Below are 19,358 nucleotides of genomic sequence, written 5' to 3'. Positions count from 1 at the left end.
GAAGACCAGGAGTGAAAAAAAGGGCGCCATTTTCGCCCACCGAAGGCCCAAGGGGCAATGACAGATCGGCAGGGGGACAGTATGTCGCTGCCGACCGGTTTTGCCAGAAGCCTGGCGCAGCCGGATTGCAATTGCGCGACGGCCACCCGTCATCAATATCAAAAATTTTTGATACAGGCATTGCCGGGGTTCGGACCCGGTACTAGACTGCGCCTCCATGAGCCTTCGCGTGCCTTCGATACGACCAGACGACTACGACCCGCTCGCCGCGCTGTGCAAGGCGGCTGGCGACTCGCTGCGACTGAACGTGTTGCGCGCCCTGGCCAACGATTCGTTCGGCGTGCTGGAGCTGGCGCAGATCTTCGCCATCGGCCAGTCGGGCATGAGCCACCACCTCAAGGTGCTGGCCCAGGCCGGGCTGGTGGCGACGCGCCGCGAAGGCAACGCGATCTTCTACCGACGTTCGCTGCCCCTGGCCGAACGCACCGGCGGCGCGCTGCACGCGGCGCTGCTGGAGGAAGTGGACGAACGGGCGCTACCCGACGACGTGCGGGCGCGGATCGATGCCGTGCACGCCCAGCGCGCGGCGGTCAGCCAGGACTTCTTCGCCCGCGCGGCGGACAAGTTCCAGGCCCAGCAGGACCTGATCGCAGGACTGCCGCAATACCGTGAGAGCGTGTTGGCCTTGCTCGACGCACTGGCCTTCGCCCCCGGCGCCACGGCGCTGGAGGTCGGCCCGGGGGACGGCGGGTTCCTGCCGGAACTCGCCAGGCGTTTCCGCCAGGTCACGGCGCTGGACAACAGCGCGGCGATGCTGGAACTGGCGCGCCAGCGCTGCAAGGAAGAAGGATTGGGCAACGTCCGCCTGGAATTGGCCGATGCCCTGCAGGACGCCGCCGAACCGGCCGATTGCGTGGTGCTGAACATGGTCCTGCACCACTTCGCCGCGCCGGCGGAGGCGCTGAAACAGTTGGCCCGCCTGGTCCATCCGGGCGGCAGCCTGCTGGTGACGGACTTGTGCCGGCACAACCAGGGCTGGGCCAGGGAGGCCTGCGGCGACCTCTGGTTGGGTTTCGAACAGGAGGACCTGGCCCAGTGGGCCGACGCCGCAGGGTTCACGCCCGGCGAGAGTCTTTACATTGGTTTACGCAATGGCTTCCAGATCCAGGTCCGGCACTTCGCCAGGGATGCATCCGAAAGCCGCCTCACCCACCGGTAATGTAGGAACCGATTGATGAGCGAATATTCCGTTTTCACCTCCGAGTCCGTGTCCGAAGGCCATCCGGACAAGATCGCGGACCAGATCTCCGACGCGGTGCTGGACGCCATCATCGCCAAGGACAAGTACGCTCGCGTGGCATGCGAAACCCTGGTCAAGACCGGCGTGGCGATCATCGCCGGTGAAGTCACCACCTCCGCCTGGGTCGACCTGGAAGAGCTGGTGCGCAAGGTCATCATCGACATCGGCTACGACAGCTCCGACGTCGGCTTCGATGGCGCCACCTGCGGCGTGCTGAACATCATCGGCAAGCAGTCGGTGGACATCAACCAGGGCGTCGACCGGGCCAAGCCGGAAGACCAGGGCGCCGGCGACCAGGGCCTGATGTTCGGCTACGCCAGCAACGAGACCGACGTGCTGATGCCGGCGCCGATCTGCTTCTCCCACCGCCTGGTCGAGCGCCAGGCCGAGGCGCGCAAGTCCGGCCTGCTGCCATGGCTGCGCCCGGACGCCAAGTCCCAGGTGACCTGCCGCTACGAAGGCGGCAAGGTGGTCGGCATCGATGCGGTGGTGCTGTCCACCCAGCACAACCCGGAAGTCTCCTATAACGACCTGCGCGACGGCGTGATGGAGCTGATCATCAAGCAGGTGCTGCCGGCCGAGCTGCTGCACAAGGACACCCAGTTCCACATCAACCCGACCGGCAACTTCGTGATCGGCGGCCCGGTCGGCGACTGCGGCCTGACCGGACGCAAGATCATCGTCGACTCCTACGGCGGCATGGCCCGCCACGGCGGCGGCGCGTTCTCCGGCAAGGACCCGTCCAAGGTCGACCGCTCCGCCGCCTACGCCGGCCGCTACGTGGCGAAGAACATCGTCGCCGCCGGCCTCGCCGAGCGTTGCGAGATCCAGGTTTCCTACGCCATCGGCGTGGCCCAGCCGACCTCGATCTCGATCAACACCTTCGGCACCGGCAAGGTCAGCGACGAGAAGATCGTGCAACTGGTCCGCGAGCACTTCGACCTGCGCCCGTACGCGATCACCAAGATGCTCGACCTGCTCCACCCGATGTACCAGCCGACCGCGGCCTACGGCCACTTCGGTCGTCATCCGTTCGAGCTGACCGTGGACGGCGATACCTTCACCGCGTTCACCTGGGAGAAGACCGACAAGGCCGCTCTCCTGCGCGACGCCGCCGGCCTCTGAGCGACCGCGCGATGAAAAAGCCCCGCTTCGGCGGGGCTTTTTCGTTTCCGGCAGGCTCAGCGCATGCGGAAGGTTTCCTGGTGGAACAGCCGCAGCGGCATGCCCTGCCGGCGCAGATCGCGGCGCAGGCTGTCGGCCAGCCCCTGCGGACCGCAGAACCAGACGCTCGGCCAGCGTCCTTCGGCGCTCTTCAGCACGCCCAGTTGCGCCGCCTGCGGCTTGCCCTGCTCGTCGCTATAGCGGATGTGCAGGGTCACGCTGGGCAAGCGTTCGCAAAGCTCGCGCAAGCGCCCGGCGAACAGCGCTTCCTGGGAATTGCGCACGCAATAGTGCAGCTCCACCGACGGCGCGCTTTCCGGCGCGGCCTGCAGCGACTCCAGCCAGGCGATGAACGGCGTCACGCCGATCCCGGCGGCGACCCAGACCTGCCGCCCGGCCAGGCCACGGCGGAAGTCGAAGCAGCCGTATGGCCCCTCCACCTCGACCCTGGCGCCGACCTCCAGGTTGTCCTGCAGGCGCCGGGTGTAGTCGCCCAACGCCTTGATGCTGAAGCGCACCTCGCCGCAGCCGCGGTCGGCGCTGGCGATGGTGAACGGATGGGCACCCTCCAGGCGGTCGCAGGTGAGAAAGGCGAACTGCCCGGCCCTGTGCGACCAGTCGCCCTGCAGCCGGCAGGTCACCTCGAGCAGGCTTTCGCCGCGCCGCTCGACGGCGGTGACCACGCCCGCATGGCGGCGCGCGCGACCGATCCGCCCGCTCAGAGACAACAGTGCGCAGGCCGAACCGAGCAGTGCGCAGGCCGCCACCAGCCAGCCGGCCGGCTGGCTCCAGTAGCTGGCCGGGGCGAGCACCACGGAATGGAAGGCCAGTACCAGGTAGACCAGGGCCAACGCCTTGTGCACATAGCGCCAGAGGTGATACGGGAAGCGCTGCCAGAGAGTGATCAGCAGCATCCCGCCGAGAATCCACGCCGACCATTCACCCAACTCCTTGGCCGAGCCACGGAAGACATCGAGGAAGGTTTCCACCCGCGGGCCTTTCACCGGTTTGCCGACGATACCCGCCAGCCAGGGGCCGGCCAACTCCAGCAGGTAGTGCAACAGGCCGAGGACGATGGCCAGGATGCCCGCCCACTTGTGCAGGCGGTACATGCGGTCGAGCCCGTCCAGCGGCTTCTCCAGCCAGACCGGACGCACCGCCAGCAGCATGATCAACGACATCAGGGCGAAGGACGCTACCCCGGTAAGCAGGATCGCCTGCTTGCGCACCACCCAGATATCCAGGCTCGCCGGCGGATCGACGGCCAGCGTCAGGCCCCAGGCCGCCAGCGCGGCGGCGAGAACTCCCCATAACAGTTTCATTGGCACCACTCCCCGACAGAACGCGCGAATCGCTGGAATGAACCCTGCGCGTCCAGTCTTAATTGTCCCTTAACTTCATGGGGGAATTAGCGAGGCCAGCGAGGTTTTCCCGCACAGCCATGACCTGCGTCAATCGTTGTCGGCCTTCAACCCCGGGGTGGGCGGAGCTATGCTGGTCCGCCGCGCCTACCGCCGAGCCGTGCCATGAAGATCCGCCTGCTGTCCGACCTCCACCACGAGCATTTCGACGGGCGACGCCAACTGCCAGAGGTCGAGGCCGACGTGGTGGTGCTGGCCGGCGATATCCACAGCCACCTGGAAGGCCTGCACTGGGCCCGCGAGACCTTCGCCGACAGCGAGATCGTCTACGTCGCCGGCAACCATGAGTTCTACTCCTCGGAAATGACCGACCTGACCCAGGCGATGCGCAATATCGCCCGGGCGCTGGAGATCCACTTCCTGGAAAACGACGAAGCGCGGATCGGCCCGGCGCGCTTCCTCGGCGCCACCCTGTGGACCGACTTCCAGCTCTATGGCGCGGACGGCTATGCGCCCGCCCATGAGCTGGCCCTGCAATCGATGCCGGACTTCAGCTGCATCGACTGGTTCGGCGGCGACTTCACCCCCGAGCAGAGCATCGCCCTGCACCGAGCCTCGCGCGACTGGCTCGCCGAACAGCTGGCGCGGCCCCACGACGGCCCGACGCTGGTGGTCAGCCACCACGCGCCCAGTGCGCTGTCGATCCCGCCGCAGTTCGTCGGCAACCCGCTCTCGCCAGCCTTCGCTTCCAACCTCGACGAACTGGTGGCGCAGGCCGACTACTGGCTGCACGGTCACGTCCACGATGCCCTCGACTACCGCATCGGCCGGGCACGGGTGCTGGCCAATCCGGGCGGCTATCCCCACGAGAGAGGCGGGTTCCGTCCGGAATTCGTCTTCGAGGTCTGAGCCTCAGCGCGGCAACTGGCTGAAGAAGCGCCAGATTTCCGCTGGCGCGTCCAGTTCCGGGTCGCTCTTGCCGAGAATCCGCGGGAAGCGATAGTCCGGCTGCGCCAGCACGTGGCCGCCGCCATGCACGCTGAGCAGCTCCACCGGCGGATGGCCGTCTTCCTGCCAGCGCTGGCGCTCGGTCCAGACCGGGCCGGGACGGGTCAGCGGCGCCACGTCCGGCGGCGCGGCGATGCCGTTCAGGCCGGCCCACCAGCGTGCCGAGTCCAGGGTCGAGCGTACCGCGCCCCGGTCGCCGAAGCCGAACAGGCTGACCTTGCCGCCGAGATAGGGATTGATCGGATCGCGCGTGCCGTTGATCAGCAACGCCGCGGTCGGCCGCTCGACCGGCCGACAGGCATCGTTCTCCGTGGTCGGCAGGCTCGCCGCCACCGTTGCGATCGCCGCCGGCAACCCCGGTGCTTCGGCGGCCAGGCGGAAAGCCATCTGGCCGCCATTGGAGTAGCCGGCGACATATACCCGCTGCGGATCGACGCGGTATTCCTGGGCCAGCCGCGCCACCAGCGCGCGGAGGAAAGCCACGTCATCGACGTCACGCAGCCGCGCCGAATAGCTGGCGGCCTTGCGGCAATCGTTCCAGTGGCCCTCGAAGCCGTCCGGGTAGGCCACCAGGAAACCTTCTTGCGCCGCCAGCCGGTCGAAGCCGTAGCCGCTGATGCGGCGCATCTGCGCGCCGTCTCCCCGTGAGCCGTGCAGCACCACCAGCAACGGCGCTCCCTCGGTCACGCCCGGCGGCACGTAGAGCAGGTAATGCCGGCGCAGGCCCGCGACCTTCAGGCTCGAGTCCTCGCTGTGGCCGGCCAGCGCGGGGGTGCGCAGGGCCTCGTCCTGCAGCCACCACCAGGCGCCGGCGAGCAGCGCCAGGACCAGCAGCAGGATAAGCGTGCGAACCAGGCGGATCAGCGTACGCATCGCGGTTCTCCCGTTCTCGGCGTCTTCGGACAACGTTAGGCCGGGTTGCGCCGGAATGCCCGAACCATGGCCCTTCTCCAGAGACACCGGGGCGGCGTACTTTGCTCCCGGACAACCACAACCGTGCCGTTTGCTGGCACACTTGCGCCTTTGTCACGCCGGCTGCCGCCTGCCTCATCCGCCTGCCAGGACGCTCGGCCGAGCCGTCGTCCGGCAACCGCACCGGCCGTTCGATCAAGGAGCCAACCGATGTCCATTCGTCCTTCACTGCCGCTGGCCGGGCTGCTGCTCGCCGTCTCCCTGCCGCTCTCCGCCGCCCAGCCGGGCACCACCAAAGGCGCCCCGCTCAGCGGTTGCGCCGCCAAGCAGGCCGCCATCGAGGCGAAGCTGGAAACGGCCCGTTCGTTCGCCAACGAAGGCCAGGTGGCCGGCTTGGAAAAGGCCCTCTCCGAGGTCAAGGAACACTGCACCGAAGCCGGCCTGCTGAGGGAGAACAAGCAGAAGGTGATCGACAGCGAGCGCGAGGTCAGCGAACGCGAGAAGGATTTGCGCAAGGCCATGGGCAAGGGCGATCCGGAGAAGATCGAGAAACGCAAGGCCAAGCTGGCCGAGGCCCGCGCCGAACTGGAAGAGGCCAAGAAAGGCCTGGAACAGGCCCAGGCACAGTAGGACACCAGGTACCGCCCTACGCCTCGCGCCTCCCACGTAAGGCGTATGACGCCCACGGCGTTACCCGCCATCCGCGCCGCAGCGGGACACCAGGTGCCGCCCAGCGCTGCCGCAACGGCGAATGAGCGCCAGCGCTCATTCGCCCTACCCCTCGCGCCTTCCAGGCAGGGCGTATGACGCCCGGTCCGGCCTCAGAGCGCGCGGAATTTCTTGTGGCAGGCTTCGCAGGCGTCTTCCACCGCGGCGAAGTCCTTGCGCACGCCATCCGGGGTCGGCGTGGCCTGGCGAGTGTTGTCCTGGAGACGGTTCATCGCGTCGATGAAGACCTGGGTGGCGGCCTTGAACTCCTGCTGGCGCTGCCAGACCTCGTCCTTGGCGCGGGTGTCCTCGCCCTCCTCGCCGGCCTTGGGACTGGGGAAGTACTGCCAGGGCTGGTCGGCCAGTTGGTGCAACTTCGCCGATCCGGCGCGGAACTTCTCCGCGTCGAAGGGCAGGCGTCCGCGGAGCATCCCGCCCATGTCCTCGCTGGTCCGTAGCATTTCCTTGAAGATCGCCTGGCGCTTGGCCTCGGGCGAATTGGGATCCATACGGTGACAGCCGCTCAGGGCGACGCCGGCCAGCAGCACGACGAGCAGGGACTTCAGCTTCATGGCAAGGCTCTTTTTTCAGGGTCGATCACGGAAGCGGCGGATTATCCGCCGCCACCGCCGATTGATCCAGAGCCGCGCGCCCGCACTGCGGCCATAGGCCGCAGCGGGCTGCTCAGGCGGAAACCACGAAGAACGCGGCGATGAGCAGCATGCCGACGAACCAGACCAGCGAGCGCAACGGCCCCCAGTCGGCGAGGTAGCAGATGACGTAGAGCAGGCGACTGGTGATCCAGGCAATGGCCAGGCTATCCAGGGTCGCCTGCGAAGCGTTGCCGACCAGATGGGCGATGATCACCGCCGCGGCGAACGCCGGGGTCACTTCGAAAGCGTTCAACTGGGCGTTGTTGGCACGCCGGCGAAAGCCTTCGAGCGAACCGAGGAACGCCCTCGGGTCGGCGTTGGCCCGACCGCCGTAGCCCTCCCCGCCGAACTTGGCGATGGAGGTACAGACGTAAGGCAGGAAGATCGCGATCAGCACGCACCAGAAAGCGATGGTCATGGCAGTTCCTTGTGGTTGTGGAACTGCAACTCAAGCTGGCGCCGCTCGTTCTGTAAAGGCACAGCCCCTTCAGAGTTTCATCAGCAGCATTCCGGCCAGCACCAGGCCGCACGCCAGCAGGCGCGGCAGTCCGAACGGCTCGTTGAGGAAGCGCATGCCGAACAGCACCGCCAACAGCACGCTGGTCTCGCGCAACGCCGCCGCTTCGGCGATCGACCCCAGCTGCATGGCCCACAGCACCAGGCCGTAGCTGGCCAGCACGCAGACCCCGACCGCCAGGCCGAGCTTCCACTCCAGCGCCCAGAAGCGGGCGAAGGCGCGGGTTCGCGCGCCGGCGGCGATCAGCGGGAACGGCAGGCCGGAGAGCAGCGTCAGCCAGACCAGGTAGTCCAGCGCCAACGGCCAGCGCTTCAGGGCGTTGCCGTCGCTCCAGGTGTATCCGCCGATGCACAGGCCGATCAGCAGCACCACCGGCAGGGTCCGCCAGGGCAGGCGCGAACCGCCGCCGCCCCAGAGCAGGCAAAGCATGCCGAAGGGAATCAACAGGATGCCGAGGATCTGCCGGCCGCTGAGCTGCTCGCCGCCGAACGCCAGGGTCAGGCCCAGCACCACCAGCGGCGACAGCCCGCGCATCAGCGGATAGACCAGGCCCAGGTCGCCGACCTTGTAGGCCTCGATCAGCAGTACCCGGTAGAGCAGTTGCAGGACGGTGGCGCCGAGCAGCCAGGGCCAGACTTCGGCCGGCGGCAGGCTGACGAAGGGCAACAGCAGGATGGCGCAGAGCACGCCGACCACGTCCATGCAGGCGACGACCAGCAAGCGGTCGCTGCTGAACTTGACCAGGGTGTTCCAGGTGGCGTGGAGAACGGCGGCGCACAGCACCAGGCTGGTGGCTAGCATGACGGACCTTATTGGTATAGACCAAGATAGTCTATCCCGGCGGAGCCTCCAGATGCTCACCCCGTTGCGGCGTTTTTCCCTGAAAGCTCCTACGAAAGCGGAGAAACATGCAGCAGACATCGTTACGTCAAACGGCTTAATCTTCGGGCAATCCTGATGGACTACCATCGGCCAGCGCCGCACAGTGCCGGCCCGGCCTCCCTTATCAACGACACAGGAATCCCTGCCTTGAGCGCTCTCCTCAAGCCCCTCGACAACCGCTTGTTCTGGCCCGCGGTCGCCATCGGCGGCCTGCTGATCCTCGCTTTCGTCCTCTACCTCCAGCACGTGCGCGGCTTCGCGCCCTGCTCGCTGTGCATCTTCATTCGCCTGGACGTGCTCGGCCTGGTGCTCGCCGGGATCGTCGGCAGCCTCGCCCCGCGTTCGCGGATCGCCGGCGGCATCGCCGCGCTGGGCATGCTCGCCGCCAGCCTGGGCGGGATCTACCACGCCTGGTCGCTGGTCGCGGAAGAGAAACTGGCTGCCCAGGGCATGGGCAGTTGCAAGATGTTCATGGGCTTCCCCGAATGGATACCGCTGGATACCTGGCTGCCGCAGGTCTTCCAGCCCGAGGGACTGTGCGGCGAAGTGGTCTGGACCCTGCTCGGCCAGTCCATGGCGGTCTGGTCGCTGGCGCTGTTCGTGTTCTGCCTGCTGGCCCTGGCGGCCAAGCTGGCGTTCGGCCGCCGCACCGCCTGACAGCGCCGATATCCGTGCCGGCACAAGGAACGTGCTGGCCATTGGCTGGTCTACAATCGAGCTTTCTCAACCCGGATGAGTACCACCATGCCTCGATTCCTCAGAAATGCCCTCCTTCCCGTCCTCGCCCTGCTGCTCAGCGGCTGCGGCTACAACGCCATGCAGGCCGGCGACGAACAGGTGAAAGCCGCCTGGTCGGAAGTGCTCAACCAGTACCAGCGGCGCGCCGACCTGGTGCCCAACCTGGTCAGCACGGTGAAGGGCTATGCCTCCCATGAGGCGTCGGTCCTGACCCAGGTCACCGAGGCCCGGGCCAAGGTCGGCAGCGTGCAGCTGAACGCCGACCAACTGGACGACGAGCAGGCCGTGCAGCGCTTCCAGAAGGCCCAGGGCGAACTGAGCTCGGCGCTTTCGCGCCTGCTGGTAGTCACCGAGAACTACCCGCAACTGAAGGCCGACGGCCTGTTCAAGGACCTGCTGACACAACTGGAAGGCACCGAGAACCGCATCGCCGTCGCTCGCGGCCGCTACGTCAAGTCGGTACAGGAATACAACGTGCTGCTGCGCCAGTTCCCCGGCGTGATCACCGCCAAGCTGTTCGGCTACAAGCCCAAGGCGAACTTCAGCGTGGAAAACGAAGCGGCCATCTCCACCGCGCCGAAAGTCGATTTCGGCAACCCGCAACCGGCGCAGTAAGCCATGCGCCGGCTGCTACTGGGCGCCGGGCTGCTGCTCGCCAGCCTGGTCGCCTGGGCCGATGTGCCACCGATACCCGCGCTGACGGCGCGGGTCACCGACCTCACCGCGACCCTTTCCGGCGACCAGCGCCAGCACCTGGAGCAACAGCTCGCCGCCCTGGAAGCCAAGAGCGGCGCGCAGCTCGCTGTGCTGCTGGTCCCGACCACCGGCGACGATTCCATCGAGGAGTACGCGGTGCGTACCTTCGAGAAATGGAAGCTGGGCCAGAAGAAGGTCGACGACGGCGTCCTGCTGCTGGTGGCGAAGTACGACCGCACCCTGCGCATCGAGGTCGGCTACGGCCTGGAAGGGGCCATCACCGACGTCCAGGCCGGGCGGATCATCAGCGAGCAGATCACGCCGCAGTTCCGCCAGGGCAATTTCTATGGCGGCATCCAGGCCGGCGTGGACAGCCTGGTGCAACTGATCGATGCCGAGAAGAACCCGGACAGCGCTACCGCCAGCGCTCCCGTCGACGCCTTGCCGGCGGTTCCCGAGGCCACGCCGCCGCGGGCCCTGCCGGCACCGGTCGACGAGGGTGAGGTGTATGACAGCGCCCCGCCGGAGCCGAAGAAGAAGAGCGGCCTGAGCGGACAGCTCTGGGGCAATCCGGTCTACCTCGGTGTCTATGTGGCGGTCCTGCTCGCCGTGGCCCTGCTCGGACGCCTGCTGCCGTTGCAGTGGATGCGGCGGCGCAGCATCGGCCGCTTCCTGCTTTGCAGCGCGGCGGTCGCCGGCCTGGCCTGGCTGTTGAGCATGGGCCTGTGGCAGAACGTCGACCGCGCGGCGGACGACAGTCTCGGCGTACTGGCCCCGACCCTGTTCATCTACGCCCTGTTCCTGCTTCCCGGCGAAGTGCTGATGGCCATTCTCAGCGCCATCCTCAATAGTCGCGGCGGCGGTGGGGGAGGCGGCAGCGGCGGTGGCGGCATCTTCCGCGGTGGCGGCGGCTCCAGCGGCGGCGGCGGCGCCTCCGGACGCTGGTGACGAAAAGCCCGAGGCCTGTGCCTCGGGCTTTTTTCATCGGTCGGCGACGGTTCTCGCCGATGCCGGAAGTCTTCGCCGCTATCCGGCAAACGACAGGGTAACGCGCCTCGTCAGGCGTATACCCAGAGCACCCTGACCGGCGCCTGGCTGCGGTTGGCATAGCGGCTGCGCATATGGCTGGGAATCTGGAAACCGTCGCCGGCCTGCAGGCGCAGCTCCTCGTCCTCCAGCCACAGGGTCAGCTCGCCTTCGAGCACGTAGCCGCCCTGCTCCGAGCTGTCCAGCAGGTCGCGCTCGCCGCTGTCGGCACCCGCTTCAAGGCAGGTTTCGAGCATGAAGAAGGCACCGCCAAGACGCGGCGACACCAGGTTGTCGCTGGCGCCACGAGCGTAGGCCAGGGTCCGACGCTCGCCCGGACGGGTCACCCAGGGCGAGGCCTGGGTCTTCGGCGAGCAGAAGAAGTAGGTCGCCGGCACCCCGAGCACCTGGCTGATGGCGACCAGGTCGTCCACCGCCGGCCGCGACAGGCCGCGCTCGACCTGGGAGACGAAGCCCACCGAACGGCGAATGCCGTCGGCCAGCGCCTGCAGGGTGATGCCCTTGCGCTTGCGCAATTCGCGCACCAGGCTGGCGATCTCCGCCAGGTCGTCGGCTACTTCGCTCATCTCGGCTCCGGGCCCTCTCAGAACAGGTCGCGCAAACGGTAATACGCTTTGCCCAGGGCTTCCAGCGGCGCGGCGAAGCGCTGGCCACCGGGAAACTTCGGATTGCGCAGACGCTGGTAGAGCGCCAGGGTCTCGTCGTCGCCGAGCAGCGCGTCGCTGACCGCCCTGGCCGCCGCCAGACTCGGCAGCACGCCGTGGCCGGAGTAGCCTTGCAGCCAGTAGCGGTTGCCCTGCCGGCCGATGTCCGGGGTGCGCCGCATGCTGCAGTCGATATGCCCGCCCCAGGCGTATTCCAGCGCCACCCCGCGCAACTGCGGGAACACCCGTTCGAGATAGGGCCGGGTGGCGGCGCGGATGTCGCTGGGCATGCCGCCCAGGTAGGTGCAGCCGCCGCCGAACAGCAGGCGGTGGTCCGGGGTCAGGCGGAAGTAGTCGAGGACGAACTGGTTGTCGGTCACGCAGCAGTTGCGCGGCAGCAACGACTTCGCCCGTTCCTCGCCGAGCGGCTCAGTGGCGACCTGATAGGTGCCCACCGGCAGCATCCGTTGCGACAGCTCGCTGTCCAGCCCGTCGATGTAGGCGTTGCAGGCCAGCACCAGCGCCGCGCAGCGGATCTCGCCGTGCTCGGTACGGACCCGGTAGCCGTCGCCCTCCTCGCGATAGTTCAGGGCCCGGGTCCGCTCGTGGATACGCCCGCCGGCGCGCTCGATGGCGGCGGCCAGGCCGAACGCCAGCTTGAGCGGATTCAGGTGTGCGGCGTGGGGATCGTAGAGACCGGCAAGGTAGCGCTCGCTGGCGATCCATTCGGGCAACTCGTCCTTCGCCACGAAGCGTAGCCCCTCGTAGCCCCAGCGACGGTTGGCCTCGGCCTGCCAGTCGTAGAGCAAGCCGACCCGGCGCGGCAGGATCGCCGTCCATAGGTGGCCGACCCGGTAGTCGCAGTCGAAGCCATGTCGCTGCGGCAACTCGCGCATCTCGCCGGCCGCCCAGAGCATGCCGTCCCAGAGACGGCGTGCGCCTTCGTAGCCGAGGTCGGCCTCCAGCGGCGGCAGGTCGCTGGACCAGCCGGGCAGCGCCTGCCCGCCGTTGCGCCCGGAGGCCGCCCAGGCGATCCGGCTGGCTTCGATGACGCATACCTGGCGTCCGCCTTCGACCAGCCGCAGCGCCGTGTGCAAGCCGCTGAAACCGGCGCCGACCACCAGCACCTCGCAGTCGAGGTCGCCCTCCAGGGACTGGCGCGGCTGGATCAGTTCGGGATTGACGGCGGCGTAGTAAGTGCCGACATGCTCGTTGGATTGCAGGAACATCGCGACCTCCGTGAAATTATATTGGTTATTTTTCATGAAAAATAACACTTAAAATTTCACGACACCAGTCCCGAGCATTCGCAAACGGCCGGCAGGATGCCGTCGCGCACCAGCAGAGGCAGAGGGGCAAATATTCGAAAGGAGGCGGGAAGCCCCCCGCCAGAGCGAAACTGGCGAGGGGAACAGACGTGCGGACGGCGCGGCTCGCGCCGCGGAGAAAAGGTGCACGACCACGGGCGGGGGCATGCCGGGCGTGCTGCGCCAGTGTCGGCGCCGACGGGAGCGGGCGACAGGTACGAATGCACCAGCCGCCCTGGTGCATTCGTACCCTCTTCGTTTATTTGCGCCCGTTGCCGTTGCGCGGCTCCGGCGCGAATCCGCGTTCGCGTGCCCAGACGATGGCCTCGCCACGGCTGTGGACATCGAGCTTGGCGTAGATGGTCGCCACGTGGTTGCGCACGGTGTTCGGCGCCAGGCCCAGTTCCTTGGCGATCTCCTTGTCCGCCAGGCCCTGGCAGATGAGGTCGAACACCTCGCGCTCGCGCGCAGTCAGGTCGGCCAGTTCGGCGCCGGTGCCCGGCGCGTTGGCGCGGCGCACGTTGGCGAGCTTTTCGATCAGGGTGCGGCTGAACCAGGAAGCGTCCTGCATCACCGTCTCGATGGCGTGCACCAGCTCCATTTCGGTGCGCCGCCGGTCGCTGATGTCCAGCAAGGCCACCAGCACGCAGTCCTGCTCGTTGAGGCTCACCGCCTCGGCCGAGACCAGGCAGTCCAGGCCGTTGCGATCCTTGTGCTGCAGGCGCAGCTGGACGTTGCGCACGCTGCCGCTCTGCGCCAGCAGCTCGCCCAGGCGCTCGGCGCCGCCGTCCTGCCACAGCCCGCAGGCGACGGTGGACTCGCCGAGCAGTTCCTCGGCCTGGTAGCCGAAGGTTTCGCTGAAGGCCTGGTTGATGTCCAGCGCCTGCAGGTCGTCGCCGTACAGCACCAGGCTCGGCACCGGTGCCATGCGGAAGGCCTTGGCGAAGCGCTCCTCGCTCTTGCGCAGGGCCTCCTCGGCCTTCTTCCGCGGTTCGAGATCGGTGAAGGTGAAGAGCATGCAGGCCTCCTCGCCGACCTCTATCGGTTGCCCGGCGACCACCACGCACTTGCGTCCGCCCTCCGCCACCCGCAGGCTCGCCTCCATCTGCGGGATGGTCTCGCCGGCGCCCAGGCGTTCCACCGCCAGTTCGCGGCGCTCGGCCTGGTCGAGTACGTCCAGCTCGTACACCGAACGGCCGATCACCTGGTCGCGGGCATAGCCGGTCATTTCCAGGAAACCGACATTGACCTTCACGTAGCGGTAGTCGCTGAGCCGGCAGATCACCGCCGGCGCCGGGTTGGCATTGAAGGTCTTCTCGAAGCGCTGCTCGGCGCTGGCCCACTCGGTGGCGTCGTGGAGGATCAGCACCAGGCAGTCGGGCTTGTCCTCGGGGGTGGTCAGCACCAACCCGCGCACGCGGTGCACCCAGCGGGTGTCCTCGTCGGCGGCGGGAAACACTTCCACCACCACGTCGCTGAAGCACTCGCCAGCCACCAGGCGCTCGGCCGGGTACTGGCCCTCCTGCAGCGGATGATTGTTGCGGTAGCGCAGGCGAAAGCGCTCGCGATACTCGCCGGTATCGGCGCCCAGGCCTTCCAGCGAATCGACGCCGTGCATCGCCAGGGCCGCCTCGTTGGCCCAGAGGATGCGCTGGTCCGGCTCGATCAGGATCACCCCTTCGGTAAGACCGGCGATGATCTGCTGCAACTGGCGGCGGTCGGTCTGGGTACGCAGTACCTGGTCGTTCATGCTGTTCCTCTTGGATGGAGCGATTTTCCGGGGGCAGCAAGGATGCCCGCCCGCCCTGACCGCGCACGCGTGACGATTGCACTAGCGGTGCTAGTGCATTTGCATCGCGAAACGATAGCGGAGGCACCCCTACCCTGGCGATACAGGAAGCAATGTCCGGGCGGGAAGCCCAGACGCCGCGCCGGCCGGGAGGCTACGCCGCCCCTCGGTCCCGAGGTCGTCGACGCATCCACCCGACTCGCCCTGCACGAGAAGAAAGCCCCATCCCCTTGCATGAGCGATGCGATGAGCAAGAACAAGCACCCCGATCTCGGCGAGATCCAGCGCAGCCTGAACCAGGCGCTGGAAGGCTACGACTGCCAGTGCCGGATGCACTACGACGGCACCGTCAGTATCAATGTCGCCGCCCGAGAGCACGACGAAACCTTCACCTTCGTCGGCATCCAGCCCGGCGAGCTGGACAACCCCACCCGCCTGCACCTGTTCGCCGAAAGCCTGCGTCGCGACCTGGCACTACTGGAGCCCTGGTTGGGAAAGCACGCAGCCTAGAATAAAAAAAGCGCCCCACAGGACCAAAACGACGTCCGGAGGCGCATGCGAGGACAGAGGAATCTTTCTGGCGATCAGGCCCGGCGTGCGATCTCCGCCGGCCGATGCGCCAGGTAATCGAGCAACAGGAACAGCACCGGCGCCACCTCGCGGCAATGCGCGACACCCTGGCGGATCCTCCCGGCGCTCTGCACCGCCCCTTCCCGTTGCAGGTCCTGCGGGCAGGCATCGAGCAGCGCCTCGATGCTCTCCGCGGTGCTTTCCAGGTGACATTGCAGGCCGATAGCCTGCTCGTTCCAGATGAAGCCCTGGTTGGCGCAGGCAGCCGAACCATAGAGCGGCACGCTGCCGGCTGGCAGGTCGAAGGTCTCGCCGTGCCAGTGGAACGCCATCAGCCGTTCCGGCAGGCGCTCGCCCAGCGGCGAGCCCAGCGCCTGGCTGTACCTGTGCAGCGGCCACCAGCCGATCTCCGCCTGGCGTCCCGGGCGTACCGCAGCTCCCAGCGCCTGGGCCAGCAGCTGCGCGCCGAGGCAGATGCCGAGGACCTTCTTGCCGGCATCCAGCGCCGCGCGGATCAAACGCTTCTCCGCCACCAGCCAGGGATATTGCGCTTCGTCGTGGACGCTCATCGGCCCGCCCATCACCACCAGCAGGTCGAAGCTGTCCAGCGCAGGCAGGTGGGCGTCGGCGTAGAGGTAGCAGACGTGCTCGTGCTCGCAGTGGCGGCCGATCCAGTCGCCGATCCGCGCGCTGCCTTCGAAGGGAACGTGTTGCAATACCAAGGCGCGCATCAGGCCACCTCCTCGTGTCGGTTGGCGACCCGGGCCAGGGCCCGTTCCAGTCGCCGCAGCATTTCGTCGACGTTGGCCCGGCTCACCGTCAGCGCCGGGGAAAAACGCAGGCAATGCGGCTGCGGCGCGTTGATCAGCAGGCCTTCGCCGAACGCCGCGCGAACCACCGCCGGCGCGCGCTGGCCGATCAGCGGCAGCCCCCAGAACAGTCCCTGGCCGCGCAGCGGACCATGCCCATAGCGACGCGCGACACGGGCCAGGCCATCGCGCAGGTGAGTGCCCTGCTCGCGCACCTGCTCCAGGAAACCCGGCTCCAGCACGGTATTCAGTACCGCCAGCCCGGCAGCGGTCATCAACGCGTTGCCATGGTGGGTGCCAAGCTGGTCGCCCGGTTCGAAGCAACAGGCGTTGCCACGCGCCAGCAGCGCCGACAGCGGCACCCCGGCGCCGAGGCCCTTGCCGAGGGTAACGATGTCGGCGCGTACCCCGTACAGTTCCTCCGCCAGCAGCGCGCCGCAGCGGCCGATGCCGGTCTGCACCTCGTCGAGGATCAACAGGACGCCACGCTGCCGGCACAGCCGCTCGATGCCACGCAGGTAGTCGAGGGTCGCCGGGATCACCCCGGCATCGCCCTGCACCGGCTCCAGCATCACCGCCACCGTCTCTTCGTCGATGGCCGCGGCCATGGCGTCGAGGTCATTGAACGGCACCCTGGCGAATCCCTCCAGGCCATGCTGCGCCGGCTTGCCACAAGCCGTCAGGGTGCCCGGGGTGCGTCCATGGATGCTGTTGACGGTGCTGACGATCCGTTGCGCGCCGCCGCGATGCAGGCGGCCCCACTTGCGCGCCAGGGCGATGGCCGCTTCGTTGGCCTCGGCGCCGCTGGTGAGGAAGTAGGCCTGGTCGCTGCCGGTCGCCAGGCACAGGCGCTGCGCCAATGCCAGCACCGGCCGGTTGAGCAGGCCGGGGCCGGCGCTGACCAGCTCCCGCGCCTGCCGGGCCAGGGCCTGGACCAGCACGCTGGGACTGTGGCCAAGGCAGTTCACCGCCAGGCCCTGGGTGAAGTCGAGGAAGGCACGTCCGTCGCTGTCCCACAGCCACGAGCCCTGGCCACGGACGAACACCTGTTCGGGCCGTTCCTGGGTGCGCATCAGGCGCAGGCTATCCAGCGCATCAGCCATCTTTCAGTTCCTCGGTCATGTACTCCACCGCCAGCAAGCGCACGCCCTGCGGCCCCTGTTCCAGCAGCCGGCGGCTTTCCCGGCGCGTTTCGATGCGCAGTTCGAAGCCGTCGCCGGCGGGGAAGCGCTGGCGCATCAGCTCGCGCACCTCGGCAAAGCGCGCGGCGCTCACCGTCATGCTGGCCAACAGCCGGCCGGACTGGCTCAGGGTGATCAGGTAGTCGCTCAAGAGGCATGCTCCCGGTAATCCGACGGTCCGCGCAGGCGCGGCCCCCAGTCTTCCACCACGCCGCTGGACAGGCGTTTCGCCGCTGTCTTGCGCCAACGCTGGGATAGCGCGTCGCAGGCCATCATCTGGCGCAACCCGAGAGGCTCCAGGGGATCGCCGAAATACCACTGCAACAGGCGGGCGACGGTCAGTTCAGGGTAATGCCGCTGGACCAGCTTCAGCTCGTCCCCGGGAGTCACCATGCCGCTGCGCAGGACCCGATAGAACCAGCCGCAGCGGCCGCCGCTCTGCAATTCGTCGGGCAGCTCGGGAAGATTCCAGCGCTGGCCCTGGCGATAGCAGGGCGAACGCGGCTGGCTGACTTCCAGCAGGGCATCGCCCCAATGGAACTGGTCGCCGATGCAGACCTCGGCTTCGGTGATGCCGTAGGTCGAGATGTTCTCGCCGAACGCCGGCAGTTGCCAGCGGTTCAGCGGGTGGCGCTTGCGCCAGTAGCGGTAGTGCTCGGCGGGATAGTGATGAAGAGCGCGCTCGAGGCCGCCGTGGTGGCGGATGTCGGCCTGTTCGTCGCCGGGCAGGCCATCGTGGCCCAGCCAGAACTCCTGCTCGACCGGCAGCTTGTCGATCGCGCTGACCAATCCGCCCCAGGTTTCTTCGACTTTACCTATGAAAACACCGTTTACGACTATCTGCTCCATTGCTCCGCGACCACCCGATGTACCGCCAATGCAGCTAGACTAGTGCCTCACGCGGGACCCACTCCATTTCGATTTTCCAGTTTCATCGATAAGAACAGCTTATGGATTTTCGCCAACTCCGCTATTTCGTCGCGCTCTACGAAGAAGGCCACGTCGGCCGCGCCGCCGAACGCCTGGCCCTGTCGCAACCGGCCCTCTCGCAGCAGATCCGCCAGTTGGAGCAGAACCTCGACGTCTCGCTGTTCCAGCGCAGCGGCAAGCGCCTGCTGCCGACCGTCGCCGCACACACCCTGTACAACCATGCGGTACCGCTGCTGGAGGGATTGGAAAGGGCCCGCGAGGCGATGCGCGTATTCCGCGGACAGACCCCGCGCAGCCTGGCGATCGGCGTGCTGCAGACGGTCAACGCCAGCCTGGTGCCGTACATGGTCGAACGCCTGCACGCCGCGCAGCCGCACCTGCGGGTGCAGATCTACGAACTGTCGGGAATCGACATCGAGCGGCGCCTGCTCACCGGCAACCTGGATATCGGCATCGGCTTCCTGCCGCCGCGCCAGCCGGGCTTGCACAGCGTCGAGCTGTACGAGGACGAATTGCAGCTGGTGATCCCCGAGGAACACCCGTTGAAGGAGTTCAGAAAGGTGTCCCTGGCCCAGGCCGCGGAGTTGCCGATGCTGCTGCTCGGCGAAGAGTTCCGCGCGCGCCAGATCTGGCAGGAGCAACTCGCCGCGATCGGCCGGCGGCCGCGGGTGCAGGCGGAACTGAACCACATGAGCGGGATTCTCGACAGCCTGCCGCAGACCCGCTTCGCCACCGTTCTACCGGGCAAGGCACGGCAGATGCACTCGAACCAGCGGCTGCTGTGGAAACCGCTCAGCGAACCGCGCATCCCGCTGAAGGTCGGCCTGGTCTACCGCGACGCGCAACGCCAGCACGCCAGCGTCGAGCTGCTGCGCTCGCTGCTGGAAGGCGTGGTCTGAGCGACGCGGTTTTCCTCGGGCAATAAAAAACCCCGCCTTTTGGGCGGGGTTTTGCAGACCTCTATCCTGACATCCGTGCTACGCCACCATCCATGGTGGATTCCCTGAGTTTCCGTATTGTCTTTGGCGCTTCCTGCGCAATGTCCTGACGGTTTGAAGATTACGCATCTCTGCGAGGGGGAGAAAGCAGCCAAAACCACCGCCGTTTGTAAGCCTTGGCTTACACGCTGTAATAGTTCCGCT

21 protein-coding genes are annotated in these 19,358 nt (G+C 67.3%); 9 read left to right on the top strand and 12 right to left on the bottom strand.

Annotated features, from left to right (window positions below):
- Window positions 1-217: 217 nt before the first annotated feature.
- Together LT948_RS13015 and metK are read left to right on the top strand one after the other, a co-directional pair.
- A complete protein-coding gene (locus LT948_RS13015) occupies window positions 218-1,219 on the top strand; it encodes an ArsR/SmtB family transcription factor (protein ID WP_058170764.1) in 1,002 nt (333 codons plus the stop codon).
- A 15-nt stretch (window positions 1,220-1,234) separates the two neighbouring features.
- Window positions 1,235-2,425 (top strand): methionine adenosyltransferase, encoded by a 1,191-nt coding sequence (metK, locus tag LT948_RS13010; protein ID WP_003084948.1) that lies wholly within the window; start codon window positions 1,235-1,237, stop codon window positions 2,423-2,425.
- Between the two features lie 56 nt (window positions 2,426-2,481).
- On the opposite strand, the gene LT948_RS13005 is transcribed toward metK, so the two are convergent.
- Complete coding sequence (locus LT948_RS13005) at window positions 2,482-3,786, bottom strand: ferredoxin reductase family protein (protein WP_073657358.1); 1,305 nt, start codon at window positions 3,784-3,786, stop codon at window positions 2,482-2,484.
- A 204-nt stretch (window positions 3,787-3,990) separates the two neighbouring features.
- Between LT948_RS13005 and LT948_RS13000 the strand changes: the two genes are divergently transcribed.
- A complete protein-coding gene (locus LT948_RS13000) occupies window positions 3,991-4,734 on the top strand; it encodes a metallophosphoesterase (RefSeq protein ID WP_003110215.1) in 744 nt (247 codons plus the stop codon).
- A gap of 3 nt (window positions 4,735-4,737) precedes the next feature.
- Here the strand turns inward: LT948_RS13000 and LT948_RS12995 are convergent, their stop codons facing one another.
- Complete coding sequence (locus LT948_RS12995; protein WP_003129152.1) at window positions 4,738-5,706, bottom strand: alpha/beta hydrolase family esterase; 969 nt, start codon at window positions 5,704-5,706, stop codon at window positions 4,738-4,740.
- A 249-nt stretch (window positions 5,707-5,955) separates the two neighbouring features.
- Here LT948_RS12995 and LT948_RS12990 point away from each other — a divergent pair, with 249 nt between their 5' ends.
- The gene (locus tag LT948_RS12990) at window positions 5,956-6,375 is read left to right on the top strand and encodes a DUF1090 domain-containing protein (RefSeq protein ID WP_003084937.1); all 420 of its coding nucleotides are present in this window, start codon (window positions 5,956-5,958) and stop codon (window positions 6,373-6,375) included.
- 191 nt (window positions 6,376-6,566) lie between these two features.
- On the opposite strand, the gene LT948_RS12985 is transcribed toward LT948_RS12990, so the two are convergent.
- From LT948_RS12985 to LT948_RS12975, 3 genes are all read right to left on the bottom strand, one after another.
- Window positions 6,567-7,025 carry a c-type cytochrome gene (locus tag LT948_RS12985; protein WP_003110213.1) on the bottom strand — a complete coding sequence of 153 codons (459 nt, stop codon included), beginning with the start codon at window positions 7,023-7,025 and terminating at the stop codon, window positions 6,567-6,569.
- A 112-nt stretch (window positions 7,026-7,137) separates the two neighbouring features.
- Window positions 7,138-7,524: an MAPEG family protein gene (locus LT948_RS12980; RefSeq protein ID WP_003101585.1), complete on the bottom strand. Its 387-nt coding sequence runs from the start codon at window positions 7,522-7,524 to the stop codon at window positions 7,138-7,140.
- Window positions 7,525-7,593: 69 nt separating this feature from the next.
- Complete coding sequence (locus tag LT948_RS12975; protein ID WP_003084928.1) at window positions 7,594-8,424, bottom strand: DMT family transporter; 831 nt, start codon at window positions 8,422-8,424, stop codon at window positions 7,594-7,596.
- 228 nt (window positions 8,425-8,652) lie between these two features.
- Between LT948_RS12975 and LT948_RS12970 the strand changes: the two genes are divergently transcribed.
- The 3 genes from LT948_RS12970 to LT948_RS12960 all read left to right on the top strand — a co-directional run bounded on the left by LT948_RS12970 (window position 8,653) and on the right by LT948_RS12960 (window position 10,887).
- Window positions 8,653-9,162 (top strand): disulfide bond formation protein B, encoded by a 510-nt coding sequence (locus tag LT948_RS12970; protein ID WP_003101580.1) that lies wholly within the window; start codon window positions 8,653-8,655, stop codon window positions 9,160-9,162.
- 87 nt (window positions 9,163-9,249) lie between these two features.
- Complete coding sequence (locus LT948_RS12965) at window positions 9,250-9,858, top strand: LemA family protein (protein WP_003084923.1); 609 nt, start codon at window positions 9,250-9,252, stop codon at window positions 9,856-9,858.
- A 3-nt stretch (window positions 9,859-9,861) separates the two neighbouring features.
- Window positions 9,862-10,887: a TPM domain-containing protein gene (locus LT948_RS12960; protein WP_218816323.1), complete on the top strand. Its 1,026-nt coding sequence runs from the start codon at window positions 9,862-9,864 to the stop codon at window positions 10,885-10,887.
- Between the two features lie 110 nt (window positions 10,888-10,997).
- On the opposite strand, the gene LT948_RS12955 is transcribed toward LT948_RS12960, so the two are convergent.
- The 3 genes from LT948_RS12955 to LT948_RS12945 form a co-directional block, all read right to left on the bottom strand.
- Window positions 10,998-11,552: a helix-turn-helix domain-containing protein gene (locus LT948_RS12955; protein ID WP_003084911.1), complete on the bottom strand. Its 555-nt coding sequence runs from the start codon at window positions 11,550-11,552 to the stop codon at window positions 10,998-11,000.
- A 17-nt stretch (window positions 11,553-11,569) separates the two neighbouring features.
- Window positions 11,570-12,859, bottom strand: coding sequence for an NAD(P)/FAD-dependent oxidoreductase (locus LT948_RS12950; RefSeq protein WP_021263080.1), 1,290 nt, complete (start codon window positions 12,857-12,859; stop codon window positions 11,570-11,572).
- A 337-nt stretch (window positions 12,860-13,196) separates the two neighbouring features.
- Complete coding sequence (locus tag LT948_RS12945) at window positions 13,197-14,687, bottom strand: helix-turn-helix transcriptional regulator (protein WP_003084906.1); 1,491 nt, start codon at window positions 14,685-14,687, stop codon at window positions 13,197-13,199.
- 285 nt (window positions 14,688-14,972) lie between these two features.
- On the opposite strand from LT948_RS12945, the gene LT948_RS12940 reads away from it, so the two are divergent.
- Complete coding sequence (locus LT948_RS12940; protein ID WP_003084903.1) at window positions 14,973-15,236, top strand: hypothetical protein; 264 nt, start codon at window positions 14,973-14,975, stop codon at window positions 15,234-15,236.
- Window positions 15,237-15,310: 74 nt separating this feature from the next.
- Here the strand turns inward: LT948_RS12940 and LT948_RS12935 are convergent, their stop codons facing one another.
- From LT948_RS12935 to LT948_RS12920, 4 genes are read right to left on the bottom strand one after another with little or no spacing between them, the layout of a single operon-like run.
- Window positions 15,311-16,027, bottom strand: coding sequence for a type 1 glutamine amidotransferase (locus tag LT948_RS12935; protein WP_003084901.1), 717 nt, complete (start codon window positions 16,025-16,027; stop codon window positions 15,311-15,313).
- Window positions 16,027-17,208 (bottom strand): aspartate aminotransferase family protein, encoded by a 1,182-nt coding sequence (locus LT948_RS12930; RefSeq protein ID WP_003117940.1) that lies wholly within the window; start codon window positions 17,206-17,208, stop codon window positions 16,027-16,029. Before LT948_RS12930 ends, LT948_RS12935 begins: the two co-directional genes overlap by 1 nt.
- Window positions 17,201-17,437, bottom strand: a complete 237-nt coding sequence (locus tag LT948_RS12925) for a hypothetical protein (RefSeq protein WP_003101561.1) — start codon at window positions 17,435-17,437, stop codon at window positions 17,201-17,203. The genes LT948_RS12930 and LT948_RS12925 overlap by 8 nt, the downstream gene beginning before the upstream one ends.
- Window positions 17,434-18,135: an MOSC domain-containing protein gene (locus LT948_RS12920; protein ID WP_003084895.1), complete on the bottom strand. Its 702-nt coding sequence runs from the start codon at window positions 18,133-18,135 to the stop codon at window positions 17,434-17,436. Before LT948_RS12920 ends, LT948_RS12925 begins: the two co-directional genes overlap by 4 nt.
- 101 nt (window positions 18,136-18,236) lie before the next feature.
- On the opposite strand from LT948_RS12920, the gene LT948_RS12915 reads away from it, so the two are divergent.
- Window positions 18,237-19,115 (top strand): LysR family transcriptional regulator, encoded by an 879-nt coding sequence (locus tag LT948_RS12915; protein ID WP_003084893.1) that lies wholly within the window; start codon window positions 18,237-18,239, stop codon window positions 19,113-19,115.
- The last annotated feature ends 243 nt before the right edge of the window (window positions 19,116-19,358 follow it).

It is taken from the genome of Pseudomonas sp. CP-1, assembly GCF_021213715.1.
Lineage (GTDB): Bacteria > Pseudomonadota > Gammaproteobacteria > Pseudomonadales > Pseudomonadaceae > Pseudomonas > Pseudomonas aeruginosa.
This window is presented reverse-complemented; position numbering and strand designations above follow the sequence as displayed.